Here is a 12,615-nt window from a genome sequence, read left to right as displayed (position 1 = left end):
CGTGAAAGGCCAGACGCTGCCTGTCGAAAGGAAAAATATGGGGTATAAAAAGGAAATATTTGGGCTGACAGGACACTAGAGGATTGCGTCGAGAGAGACTGAAAAGTGGCTCGAAACACACCGCCACCTCATATCAAGCCGTTTCACCCGCCCAATCGAAGCATTTCCGCCCGTTTTCCGTGAAAGGCCAGACGCTGCCTGTCGAAAGGAAAAATATGGGGTGTAAAAAGGAAATATTTGGGCTGACAGGACACTGCTCTACCCGCCGTTGCCCTCAGCCGCACTTGCTGTGGCCGCAATCCGCGCAGGTCATGCATCCCTCCACCTTGCGCATCGCGTAGCTGCCGCAGGACGGACAGGCCTCGCCTCTGGGCGCGTCGCCGACCGCCAGGGTCTCGGCACGCGGGTCGCTTTTCAGCCCCATGCCCTCGCCCGCGATGAACCCCGTCGCCACCAGATGCCGTTCGATCACGCCGCCGATCGCCGCAAGGATCGAGGGGATGTATTGCCCCCCCATCCAGGCCCCGCCGCGCGGATCAAAGACCGCCTTGAGCTCGCCCACCACGAAACTGACATCGCCGCCACGCCGGAACACCGCCGAGATCATCCGCGTCAGCGCCACCGTCCAGGCGTAGTGTTCCATATTCTTGGAATTTATGAAAACCTCGAAAGGACGCCGGTGCCCGCCCTGCACGATATCGTTCACGGTGATGTAGATCGCATGTTCCGACCCGGGCCATTTCAGCTTGTAGGTCGCCCCCTCCAGTGACGGGGGCCGATCCAGCGGTTCGGTCAGATAGACCACCTCGGCGCCGCTGTCGGTCTCGGGCGTCTTTTCCGAAGTTTCGGAAACTGTCAAAACCGATCCCGTCACCTCGTTCGGGCGATAGGTGGTGCAGCCCTTGCAGCCGCTTTCAAAGGCCGCCATGTAGACGTCCTTGAAATCGTCGAAGCTGATATCCACCGGGCAGTTGATCGTTTTCGAGATCGACGAGTCGATCCATTTCTGCGCCGCCGCCTGCATCTTGACGTGATCCATCGGCGCCAGCGTCTGGGCGTTGACGAAATAATCGGGCAGGGCAACGTCGCCCTTCATGTCGCGCCACAGCTTCACCGCGTAATCGACGACCTCTTCCTCGGTCCGCGAGCCGTCCTTTTGCAGCACCTTGCGCGTATAGGCATAGGCAAAGACCGGCTCGATGCCCGACGACACGTTGCCCGCATAAAGCGAGATCGTCCCGGTGGGCGCGATCGAGGTCAAAAGCGCATTGCGGATCCCATGCGTGGCGATCGCCTGACGGACATCCTCGTCCATCTGCACCATGTTGCCGCTGCTCAGATATTTCTGCGCATCAAAGAGCGGGAAAGCGCCCTTTTCCTTGGCCAGATCGACCGAGGCCAGATAGGCCGCCCGGGCGATCGCCTTCATCCAGGCTTCGGTCTGCGCCGCCGCCCGGTCGTCGCCATAGCGCAGCCCGAGCATCAGAAGCGCATCGGCCAGACCCGTCACCCCAAGCCCGATCCGGCGCTTGTTCGTCGCCTCTGCTTCCTGCTGCGGCAGCGGGAAACGGCTGGCATCGACGACATTGTCCATCATCCGCACCGAGGTCCGCACCAGTTCGTCCAGCGCCGCCAGATCCAGCCGGGCCTGATCGGTGAAGGGCGCCGTGACCAGCCGCGCCAGGTTGACCGAGCCGAGCAGACAGGCGCCATAGGGCGGCAGGGGCTGCTCGCCACAGGGGTTCGTCGCCGCGATCTGCTCAAGGTAAGCGAGGTTGTTCATCGCGTTGATCCGGTCGATGAAGATCACCCCCGGCTCAGCGAAATCATAGGTCGCGCGCATGATCTTGTTCCACAGATCGCGGGCGTTCAGCGTGTGATAGACCTTGCCTTCAAAGACCAGCTCCCACGGCCCGTCGGCCTTCACCGCCGCCATGAAGGCATCGGTGATCAGCACCGACAGGTTGAACATCCGCAGCCGGGCGGAATCCTGTTTCGCGGTGATGAAGGCCTCGATATCGGGGTGGTCGCAGCGCATCGTCGCCATCATCGCGCCCCTGCGCGAGCCGGCCGACATGATCGTGCGGCACATCGCATCCCAGACATCCATGAACGAGAGCGGCCCCGAGGCATCGGCCGCCACCCCCTTCACCGCCGCGCCGCGCGGCCGGATCGTCGAGAAATCATAGCCGATGCCGCCGCCTTGCTGCATCGTCAGCGCGGCTTCCTTGAGCATGTCGAAGATGCCGCCCATCGAATCGGGGATCGTCCCCATGACGAAGCAGTTGAACAGCGTCACCGCCCGGCCGGTGCCCGCGCCCGCCAGAATCCGCCCCGCGGGCAGGAATTTGAAATCTTCCAGCGCGGCGTAGAATTTCGGCTCCCAAGCTGCCGGATCGGCCTCGACCGCGGCCAGATCGCGAGCCACCCGGCGCCAGCTGTCTTCGACCGAAGCATCCAGCGGCAGGCCATCGGCATCTTTCAGCCGGTATTTCATGTCCCAGATCTGTTCGGCGATGGGGGCGGCAAAACGGGTCATGAGGCATCCTTTGGCAGCGACCGGCGGGCGGAAAGAGGGTTAAAGATACGTTGACGAGGGCAGGGGGTCAACGTCGGGGTGAACCGCGTTGCCCTCGGGCGACGCACTCTATATTGTGGTGTGACGGGAAACGGAAGACCACTTGTAGCGTTTTTGACCGAATGGTCGAGGCGCTTGGGACAGGAAAGAAGGCAATGACACAACCGCTGCATATCCTCAAGCTTTGTGTTGGCGCAGAGGGCGTCGAGGATCTGATCGACTGGCAGCGCGCGCATTTCGGCACCGGCCCGGCGCGGCACGTGACGCGGATGTGGCCGAAGCGCGCCGAGGAAGTTCTGGCGGGCGGTTCGCTTTACTGGGTGATCAAGGGGCAGATCCTGGCGCGGCAGCCGATTCTCGATCTGCAGCCGGTGACCGGCGCCGATGGCATCGCCCGCTGCGCGCTGGTGCTCGACCCGGCGGTGATCCGCACCGATGCCGTGCCGCGGCGGCCGTTTCAGGGCTGGCGCTATTTTCCCGCGACCGAGGCGCCGCGCGATCTTGCGGTGGGGCGCGGGCAGGAAGAGCCCTTGCCCGGCGATCTGCAGGCGGCTTTGGCCGAGATCGGGTTGCGCTGATGCAGACGCGGCTGAGCAAGTCCGACGTGATCGACCTGACCGCCTGGCGCCACGCGCTGCACCGCGCCCCCGAGGTCTCGGGCGAGGAGGCCGGGACCGCGCGGGCGGTGGTGGCGGAACTGGCGAAATCCCGGCCCGACCGGCTTCTGACCGGGCTGGGCGGCCATGGCGTCGCGGCGATCTGGGACGGCCCTGACCCCGGGCCGACGGTGCTGATCCGCTGCGAACTGGATGCCTTGCCGATCCTTGAGACCGGGACCGTGGCGCATCGTTCGCAGGTTCCCGGCAAGGCGCATCTGTGCGGCCACGATGGCCATATGGCGATTCTGGCAGGCGTCGCCCGGGGGCTGGCGCGGCAAAGACCGAAACGCGGCCGCGCCGTGCTGCTGTTTCAACCCGCCGAGGAAGACGGCTCGGGCGCGGCGGCGGTGATCGCCGATCCGCGCTTTGCCGAGATCCGCCCCGATCTGGCCTTGTCCTTGCACAATTACCCCGGGCTGGCGCTGGGGCAGGGCGTCGTGCGCCCCGGGCCCGCCAATTGCGCCTCGCGCGGGGTGAAGATCCGGCTCACCGGCCGCACCGCGCATGCGGCGCAGCCCGAGACGGGGCTTTCGCCGGGCCCGGCGCTGGCGCGGCTGATCGACCGGCTGCCCGCGCTGGGCCGGGGCGGTCCGGTCACCGATCCGGCGTTTTCGCTGGTCACCGTGACCCATGCCCGGATGGGCGAGCCCGCCTTCGGCATCGCCCCCGCCGAGGCCGAGCTTTGGGCCACCCTGCGCAGCCAGACCGATGCCGGGATGGCGGCGCTGATCGACGCGGCCGAGGCCGAGGTGGCGCAGGCCGCGGGCGATCTGCAGGCAAGCCTCTCCTGGCACGACATTTTCACCGCCTGCACCAATGCGCCCGAGGCGGTGGCGGTGCTGCGCGCGGCGCTGGCGGCCGAGGCGATCCCCGAGGGCGAGACCGAGGTGCCGATGCGCGCCTCGGAGGATTTCGGCCGCTTCGGCGCGCTTGCGCCCGCGGCGATGCTGCTTCTGGGCGCGGGAGAAGACAGCCCCCGGCTGCACAATTCCGATTATGATTTCCCCGACAGCCTGATCCCGGTGGGGGCGGCGCTTTTTCTGCGCTGTCTGGCCGATCAGCTGGGCTGAGACGTCCGCCGCCGCCCCTCGATCAGCCAGGCGGCGACGGCCAGCGCCGCGACAAGGGCCAGCCAGGCCCAGCCCGGCAAAAGCGCCCTCAGCCGGATGTCGGTCGTCGCCGTCACCTCGCGCGGGGTGACGCCGATCCAGCCGCGCCCGGCGGCGACGCGGCCCGGCCGCACCTGCCGCAGATCGGGGATACCGTCTTCCAAAGCCACCTCGGCCCCGCCCGAGGCGGCGATTGCAGGCGCCAGCGCCGCGCCGGAAGCCACCGGGGTTTCATATTCGCGCGGGCTGGCCGGACCCAGCGCCATCACGCGGTCCAGATCGTCCTGCTTCAGCCGGTAAAGCCCCTCGGCGGGCGCGGTCCAGCCCTGCGCGAACCGTCCCGGCTCGACCTGCGGCAGGGTCAGACTTTCGACCGTGCCATCGGGCCTTGTGATCTGCACCGGGCTTGCCCCGTCCTGCATCGTGCGGCGGGTGATCGTGACCGACAGGCTGCCCGGCTCGACTTCGGCCTGCAGCGCCTCTTCTTCCAGATCGGGTTCCTTCATCGCCCAATGCGCGATGCGGCGCAGAAGTTCCAGTTGCGGCCCGCCGCCCTCGTAGCCGCGATCCCAAAGCCAGGCGTGATCAGAGGCCAGAAGCGCCACCCGCCCCTTGCCCGCCCGGTCCAGCACCAAGAGCGGCGCCTGATCCGCGCCCTGCATCACCACCTCGCCGCGCGCGCCGGTCAGCTCGATCTGCCGCAGCCAGCGGCCCCAATGGCGGGCGCCCGGATCGCCCGCAGGCGGCGGCGCCCCCGTCAGCCCCGCCGTCACCGGATGGCGCAGGCCAAGCTCGGTCGGGCGCGGCAGGAAGGCCGTTGAGAGCACCCGCCCGGTCGGCCGCGCGGGCAGGATATCGCCCAAGGGCGTCTGCCACAGGCTTTCCACCGTGGCGAATTCCGGCCCGGCCGAGACCAGCACCGCACCGCCGCGTTCGACATAGGCGCGGATATTCTCGAAATAGGCGGCGGGCAGGATGCCGCGTTCGGCATAGCGGTCGAAGATGATCAGATCGAATTCGTCGATCTTGTCGAGGAACAGCTCCTGCGTCGGAAAGGCGATCAGCGAAAGCTCGGAAACCGGCGTGCCATCCTGCTTTTCCGGCGGCCGCAGGATGGTGAAATGCACCAGATCCACCCCGGCATCGGATTTCAGCAGGTTGCGCCAGGTCCGCTCGCCCGCATGCGGCTGGCCCGAGACCAGAAGCACCCGCAGCCGGTCGCGCACGCCGTTGATGCTGACCACGGCGCTGTCGTTGCGGGCGGTCAGCTGCCCCGGCGCCGGGTCCAGACTGAACTGCACCACATTCTGCCCGGCATGGTCCAGCTTCAAGGGCAGCTCCAGATCCTGCCCCACCGTCACCGGATACTCCTGCGGCGCGGCGCCATCGATCGAGATCGTCAGCCGCGTCCTCGACCCTGCCGCGGGCGGCACGGCGCCGCTGTCTTCAACCTTCAGACGGATCACCGTTTCCTCGCCGATGATGCCGAAAGCCGGGGCGGTCTCGATCAGAAGCCGCCGGTCCCAGTCGCTTGCGCGGCCGGTGCGCAACAAATGCAGCGGCGCGGGCAGATCGGGCAGGGCTTCGGGGTCATGCAGCCGCCCGTCGGACAGCAGGATCACCCCGGCCACCCGCCCGCGCGGCTCGGCCGCCAAGGCGTCGGAGAGCACCGCGCCAAGCTGCGTGCCCGCGTTCTTCGCCCCATCCGGCACCGTCGCGCGGCGCAGTTCCGTGTTCGGCAGCGCGGTGATGGCGGCCGAGAGCCGGGCCAGCGCCGCATCGGTCTGCGCCCCGCGGTCGGACAGCGCCTGCGAGGCCGAACGGTCATCGACCAGAAGCACGATGTCCGAAAGCGCCGTCTTGTCCTCGTGCTGGACCGAGGGCTGCGCCAGCCCGCCCAGAAGCGCCAAGGCCGCCAGACCGCGCAAGGCCCAGCCCTTCAGCCCGCGCCAGAGCGCGATGGCCAGCAACAGCACGGCCAAGGCCGAAAGCGCGGCCAGCACCGGCCAGGGCAAAAGCGGTGCGAAAACGACCGAGACCCCGTTCATTGCCCCAGCCTTTCCAAAAGCGCAGGCACATGCACCTGATCGGATTTGTAATTCCCGGTCAGCACATGCATGACCAGATTGACCCCGAAGCGATCGGCGATCTCGCGCTGGCGCTCGCCCGCCGCGCCGCGGCCGATCGGGAACATCGGCTGGCCGACCTCGTCCACCGCCCAGGCCGAAGCCCAGTCGTTGCCGCCGATCACCACCGGGGTCACGCCGTCGTTGAGATTGCGAAACGGCATCCCCTCAGCCTGTTCGGCATCGGCGGGGGCGGCCTCGACCCAGATCGGGCCGTCATGGCGGCCGGGCATCGTCTGCAAAAGATAAAAGCTGCGCGTCAGCACGTGATCGGCGGGCAAGGGTTCGAGCGGCGGAATGTCCAGCGGCGCGGCCAAAGCCTGCAGCCGCCGCCCGGCCCCGGTCGCCGCCCCCATCCCCGCCAGATCGGCATCGCGGGTGTCGAACAGGATCATCCCGCCGCCGCGCAGATAGCGGTTGAGTTTCGCATAGGCGGCGGGCGAGGGCGTCGGCGCGATCTCGGTCACCGGCCAGTAGATCAGCGTGAACAGCGCCAGATCGTCGGTTTCAAGATCGAGCTGCATCGGCGCCGAGGGCTCGACGGTGGTGCGCCGCGTCAGCGTCTGGCCAAGCCCGCGCAGACCGGCCATCGAGACCGCATCGATCGCCCGATCCCCCGTCGGCACATAGGCGAAAACGACATTTGACGCCGCTTCGATGGCCCGGGACTCGGACATGGCCCCGGACTCGGACATGGCCTCGGGCAGCGTCTGCGCTTGCGGCGGCGAGGGCAGCAGCAGCACGGCCAACCCGATCAGGGCCGCCGCGCGCGGGCCGCGCAGCCGCCCCGAAAGCGCCAGCGTCGCCAGAATGTCGAGCAAAAGCGCGATCAGCGCGAGGGCCAGCGCCAGCCCGGCCAGCGGTCTCTGTTTCGGCGCGGCCTCGCCCTCGATCGTCACGCCCGCGGGCCAGAGCGCCGGGGCCAGCTGGCGCCCGCGCGGCAGGGCGTTCAGCGCCAGAACCTGATCCGCGGTCGCGTAAAGCCCGGGCGGCAGATCGGGGCCGGGGGGGCCCTCGGCCAGATCCTCGCCCCTCACCCCCGCCTCGGCTTCGGTTGCGGTCAGCCGCCCGAACCCGTCCAGCCGCTTGCGCGGCGTGAAGCTTTGCCCGGCCAGATCCTCGGCCGAGGGCGCGGCAGGCCGGGCGGAAACCGAGAGCCGTTCCAGCATCTGCGGAAACAGCCCCGAAAGCGGCAGGTTCGACCATTCCGCCTGCGCCGTGACGTGGAACAGCACCACCGCCCCCTGACCCAGCGTCTTGCGGGTGACAAGCGGCGTGCCATCGGCGAGCGCGGCGATGCTGCGCGCGCCCAGATCGGGGTCGGGCTCGGCCAGAACCTGTTCGCGCACCGTGACCTCGTCGGGGACGATCAGCCCGGCAAAGGGCGAGGTTTCGGCAAAGGGGGCAAGCTTGCGCGGCGCGCCCCAGCTCATCGTGCCGCCGACCGAGCGCCCGCCCTGGCGCAACCGCACCGGCAACAGCGGATCGGCCGCGGTATCGGCCGCCGCCAGCCGCGGCCCGGCGAACCGGATCAGCATGCCGCCCTTTTCGACCCAGGCCTGAAGATCGGCGGTTTCCGTGACCTCGCCGACATCGGCCAGAATGATCACATCGGGCTTGACCGGCAGCGCATCGGCCAGCGTCGCCTCGATCAGATCGGCCGAGGGGGCCAGCGCCTGACGCAGGTAATGCGTGGGGGCCAGCAGTTCGAGCCCCTCGCGCGCGGAGCCGGGCGAGATCAGCGCCACCTTGCGCCGCTTCAGCGCATCGTCGGTCAGGCTGACGGCCCCGGCCGAGCGCAGGCCGGAAATTTCGAAGCGGGTGATGCGGTTGCGCAATTCGGGCGGCAGATCGAAAACCGCCTCGGCCTGCGGCGCCTCGGCAAAGGTCACCGGCTGGCGGGCCAGTTCCCGTTCGAGGCCGGAGGGATCGGCCCCCAGCGCCGCCACCTCGACCGTGCGGCGGAGGGGGGCCGAGGCGTGAAGCGGCAGGCGCAGTTTCGCGCCCGCGACCGTCGCCGCGCCCAGCGCCAGCACCGGGCCTGCGGGCTGCCAGACCTTCAACGTGCCATGCGCCTGCACCGCCCGCAGCAGCGGCGCGCGGCTGGCGCGGTCGAGCCCGTCCGACAGCCAGAGCGTGTCATAGCGGCCCGCAGGCAGCAGCCGCGCCGGATCAAGGTCGATCGAGGGCTCCCAGGGCTGCGGCTGCACCCCGGGCAGGCTGTCGCGCAGATCGCGGGCATCGGTAAAGGGCGGCGGGGCAGGGGGCGGATCGGCGAGCGAGATCAGCGCCACCGGGCGGCCCGCTGCGGCGGCCTCGGTCAGGGCGCGGGTCAGCCGCTCGACCCGGCGCGGCCAGTCGGCGGCCGAGGCCCAGCTGCCATCTTCGACAATCAGCAGCGGCCCGCGGGCGGGATCAGGCTTTGCGGGATGCAGCACCGGCCCGGCAAAGCCGACAATCGCGGCGGCCAGCGCCAGCATCCGCAGCGCCAGAAGCCACCAGGGCGTGCGCTCGGCCTGCACCGTCGCATCGGTCAGGCCGAGCAGCAGCGCCACGCCCGGAAAGCGGCGCCGGATCGGCGCGGGGGGTGTGGCGCGCAGAAGCCACCACAACAGCGGCAGCGCGATCAGCCCGGCCAGAAGCCAGGGCGCGGTGAAGCCAAGCGGACCCAGCACCGTCATCGCCAGCCCCCGCCCAGCGCGCCATGCAGCCACAAGAGCGCCGTCTGCGCCGGGGCGCCGGTGTGATGGCTGGCAAAGGCCCAGCCCGCCTGTCGGGCGATGCCGGCGACGCGGTCGCGCCGTTCGGCCAGCCGGGCCCGGTAGCGCGCGCGCAGATCGCCCGCCTCGCGGGTTTCAAAGCGCAGCCCGCCTGCCATCGAGGTGAAGACGGTGCGGCCGTCATAGGGGAAGTCTTCCTCGGCCGGGTCGAGCACCTGCAAGAGAACGCCGGTCACGCCGCGCCCGGCCGCGCCCGAGAGCGCGGTTTCAAGCCCCGCCGGATCGGCGAAGAAATCCGACAGCACTACCACCCGCGCCTGCGGCGCGACGGCCGACAGATCGGGGGCGGCGTAATCCAGTGCCGAGGTCTCGGCCAGAAGCGCCTGCGCCAGCGTCAGAAGCTGCGCCTTGCCCGGGCGCGGCGGGGCGAGCGGGCTGGTCAGCCCCACCCGTTCCCCCGCCCGCAGCGCGGAAATGGCCAGCGACAGGGCCAGCAGCCGGGCGCGGGACAGTTTCTCGGGCCGGGCCTTGCGGCCGGTCTCGGCGCCGGTAAAGCGCATCGAGGCGGCCGGATCGACCCAAAGGCACAAGGATTGTGCCAGCTGCGCCTCGCGCTCGCGGACGAATTGCGTGTCCGACCGCGCCGAGCGGCGCCAATCGACGAAGCGGGCCGCGTCGCCGGAATGGGCCGGGCGGTATTGCCAGAATTCCTCGCCCGCGCCCGCCCGGCGACGGCCATGGCCGCCCATCTGCACGGTATTGGCCAGATGTTCGGCGGCGATCAGCAGCGCGGGCAGGGCCGCGGCTTCCGCCTCGGCCGCCCGGCGCAGATCGCGTGCCGCCTCGTCGGGAAGGGCATCGCTCACGCGGCGGCCTCGGCACCGGTGCCCAGAACCTCGGTCACGGCGCGGGCGATGATCGCCGAAAGCGTCTCGCCGCGGGCGCGGGCGGCGAAGGTCAGCGCCATGCGGTGACTGAGCACCGGACGGGCCAGCGCCGCCACATCGTCGATGCCGGGCGCCAGCCGCCCGTTGAGCAGCGCGCGCGCCCGCACCGTCAGCATCAGCGCCTGCGCGGCGCGCGGGCCGGGGCCCCAGGCCAGGCTGTCGCGGATGACGGGCAGCGCCTCGGGCTCGCCGGGGCGGCAGGCGCGGACCAGATCGAGGATCGCCTCGACGACGCGATCGCCGACCGGCATGCGGCGGACAAGCTGCTGCGCCGCGATCAGCTCGGCGGGGGTGAAGACGGCGATGGCCGTGGCGGCCTCCGCGCCGGTCGTGGCCAGAAGAATGTCGCGTTCGGTGGCGCGGGTCGGATAGTCGACATCGACCTGGACAAGGAAGCGGTCCAGCTGCGCCTCGGGCAGGGGGTAGGTGCCTTCCTGCTCGATCGGGTTTTGCGTGGCGAGAACGTGAAAGGGCGGCCCGAGCGGCCGATGCACGCCCGCCACCGTCACCTCGCGCTCCTGCATCGCCTGCAAAAGCGCCGATTGCGTGCGCGGGCTGGCACGGTTGATTTCATCCGCCATCAGAAGCTGGCAGAAGATCGGCCCTTCGAGGAAGCGAAACGCCCGGCTGCCATCGGCGGCGGTTTCCAGCACCTCGGATCCGAGGATATCGGCGGGCATCAGATCGGGGGTGAACTGGATGCGGGCAGGCGCAAGGCCCATCACCGTGGCCAGCGTATCGACCAGCATCGTCTTGCCCAGCCCCGGCAGGCCGACCAGCAGCGCATGCCCGCCCGACAAAAGCGCGGCAAGCGTCAGCTCCACCACGCGTTCCTGGCCGATGAAGCGGCGGTTCACCGAGGCGCGGGCGGCGCCCAGTTTGCTGCCCAGAAGCTCGATCTCGGCCAGAAGGGTGTCGGTCTCGGTCATGACAGGGCTCCGGTTGCGCGTTATACGGGTAGAGAAACAGATAAACCGCCGCAGCCCAACCGCAAAGAGAAGATGACCGAGAAAGCCGCGCCACAATTCGCCGTGAAGCCGCCCAAGGCCGATGTCACTGCCGATGGCATCGCCGCGGCGGTGCGGCAGGCCGGGGCCAAGGGGCCGCCGCCGGTGCATCTGTGGGATCCGCCGTTTTGCGGCGATCTGGACATCGAGATCCGCCGCGACGGCACCTGGTTCTATCTGGGCACGCCGATCGGGCGCGAGGCTCTGGTGCGGCTTTTCGCATCGGTGCTGAAGCTGGAGGACGGCAAGTTCTATCTGGTCACGCCGGTCGAAAAGGTCGGCATCCGCGTGCAGGACGCGCCCTTCATCGCCGTCGATTGCACCGCCGAGGCGGGGGATCTGCGCTTTGTGACCAATGTGGGCGATACCGTGGTGGCGGGGCCCGCGCATCCGATCCGGGTCGCGATCGCGGCCGATGGCGAACCGCGGCCCTATCTGCATGTGCGCCGGGGGCTTGAGGCGCGGATCGACCGCAAGACCTTTTACCGGCTGATCGATCTGGCCGCGCCCGGGGCGCATGACGGCGAGGACTGGCTCGGGCTGATCTCGGGCGGGGTGTTCTTTCCGATCCAGCGGATGGCGGAGATTTCGGGATGAAGCTGGCCGCCGATCTGACCACGCTGTTTCAGGAACTGCCCTTTGCGGCACGGTTCCCGGCGGCGCAGGCGGCGGGTTTTGCGGGGGTGAGCCTGGCTTCGCCCTATGACGGGCCGGTGCAGGAGCTGCGCGACCGGCTGGTGATGTCGGGGCTGATCTTCGCGGCGATGGTGGCGCCGCCGCCGAATTACACCGGCGCGGCGCAGGGCTTTGCCGCGACGCCGGGGGGCGAAGAGCGGTTTCAGCGCGATTTCAAGCGGATGCTGCGTTACGCCGAGGTTCTCAAGCCGGGGGCCATCGAGATCCTGCCCGGCCCCGAGGGCGAGACCGGGACGCTTTTGCGCAATCTGCGCTGGGCGACGGAGGCGGCGCCGAAGCGCGTCTTCACCCTGGCGCCGCGGCCCGGGGGCAGTTTTCTGCAAGGCTACGATCAGCTGGCCGAGGTGCTGGAGGCGGTCGGCGCGGACAATCTGGGCCTGTGTCTGGAGACGGCGACGGCGGTCGCTTTGGGCGCGGCGCCCGAGGCGGTGGCCGAGCGGTTCGGCGTCGCTCTGCGCCATGTCTCGCTGGCCTCGGCGCCGGACCGGGCCGAACCGGGGGCGGATGGCTGGGACGTGACCGGGTTCCTGAACCGCCTTGAGGCGGCGGGCTACAAGGGCTGGGTGAGCGCGGATTACACGCCGAAGCTGACGACCGCGGCGGGGCTGGGCTGGATGCCGTCCGCGCCGGTGGCGGCGCCGAAGAAGCGCAAGAAACAGGCCGGGTGAGGATTTCGCCTCGGCTGAGGCCGAGGCGACCCGGGGGGGGGGGGGGGGGGGGGGGGGGGGGGGGGGGGGGGGGGGGGGGGGGGGGGGGGGGGGGGGGGGGGGGGG

The 12,615-nt window shown here is 69.6% G+C and carries 9 protein-coding genes; 4 read left to right on the top strand and 5 right to left on the bottom strand.

Annotated features, from left to right (window positions below):
• Positions 1 to 274: 274 nt before the first annotated feature.
• Entirely contained in the window at positions 275 to 2,539 is a 2,265-nt protein-coding gene (locus FBT96_RS19525; RefSeq protein ID WP_136909609.1) for an adenosylcobalamin-dependent ribonucleoside-diphosphate reductase, read from the bottom strand.
• Between the two features lie 194 nt (positions 2,540 to 2,733).
• Here FBT96_RS19525 and FBT96_RS19520 point away from each other — a divergent pair, with 194 nt between their 5' ends.
• Positions 2,734 to 3,156 (top strand): DUF1489 family protein, encoded by a 423-nt coding sequence (locus FBT96_RS19520; RefSeq protein WP_136909607.1) that lies wholly within the window; start codon positions 2,734 to 2,736, stop codon positions 3,154 to 3,156.
• Positions 3,156 to 4,307, top strand: a complete 1,152-nt coding sequence (locus FBT96_RS19515; protein ID WP_136909605.1) for an amidohydrolase — start codon at positions 3,156 to 3,158, stop codon at positions 4,305 to 4,307. The genes FBT96_RS19520 and FBT96_RS19515 overlap by 1 nt, the downstream gene beginning before the upstream one ends.
• Here the strand turns inward: FBT96_RS19515 and FBT96_RS19510 are convergent.
• From FBT96_RS19510 to FBT96_RS19495, 4 genes are read right to left on the bottom strand one after another with little or no spacing between them, the layout of a single operon-like run.
• On the bottom strand, positions 4,295 to 6,394 hold the full coding sequence (locus tag FBT96_RS19510; protein ID WP_136909602.1) for a hypothetical protein: 2,100 nt from the start codon (positions 6,392 to 6,394) through the stop codon (positions 4,295 to 4,297). The two genes, FBT96_RS19515 and FBT96_RS19510, sit on opposite strands and share 13 nt — an antisense overlap.
• Positions 6,391 to 9,153: a DUF4159 domain-containing protein gene (locus FBT96_RS19505; RefSeq protein ID WP_136909600.1), complete on the bottom strand. Its 2,763-nt coding sequence runs from the start codon at positions 9,151 to 9,153 to the stop codon at positions 6,391 to 6,393. The genes FBT96_RS19510 and FBT96_RS19505 overlap by 4 nt, the downstream gene beginning before the upstream one ends.
• Entirely contained in the window at positions 9,150 to 10,058 is a 909-nt protein-coding gene (locus FBT96_RS19500) for a DUF58 domain-containing protein (RefSeq protein WP_136909598.1), read from the bottom strand. Before FBT96_RS19500 ends, FBT96_RS19505 begins: the two co-directional genes overlap by 4 nt.
• Positions 10,055 to 11,068 (bottom strand): AAA family ATPase, encoded by a 1,014-nt coding sequence (locus FBT96_RS19495; protein WP_136909597.1) that lies wholly within the window; start codon positions 11,066 to 11,068, stop codon positions 10,055 to 10,057. Before FBT96_RS19495 ends, FBT96_RS19500 begins: the two co-directional genes overlap by 4 nt.
• A 72-nt stretch (positions 11,069 to 11,140) precedes the next feature.
• On the opposite strand from FBT96_RS19495, the gene FBT96_RS19490 reads away from it, so the two are divergent.
• The gene (locus FBT96_RS19490; RefSeq protein WP_169583645.1) at positions 11,141 to 11,743 is read left to right on the top strand and encodes a DUF1285 domain-containing protein; all 603 of its coding nucleotides are present in this window, start codon (positions 11,141 to 11,143) and stop codon (positions 11,741 to 11,743) included.
• Positions 11,740 to 12,510: a TIM barrel protein gene (locus FBT96_RS19485; protein WP_136909595.1), complete on the top strand. Its 771-nt coding sequence runs from the start codon at positions 11,740 to 11,742 to the stop codon at positions 12,508 to 12,510. Before FBT96_RS19490 ends, FBT96_RS19485 begins: the two co-directional genes overlap by 4 nt.
• Positions 12,511 to 12,615: the final 105 nt, after the last annotated feature.

The organism is Rhodobacter capsulatus, from assembly GCF_005144475.1.
Taxonomy (GTDB): domain Bacteria; phylum Pseudomonadota; class Alphaproteobacteria; order Rhodobacterales; family Rhodobacteraceae; genus Rhodobacter; species Rhodobacter capsulatus_C.
Note: the sequence above shows the minus strand (reverse complement) of the source record. Positions and strands in the feature narration are given on the sequence as shown.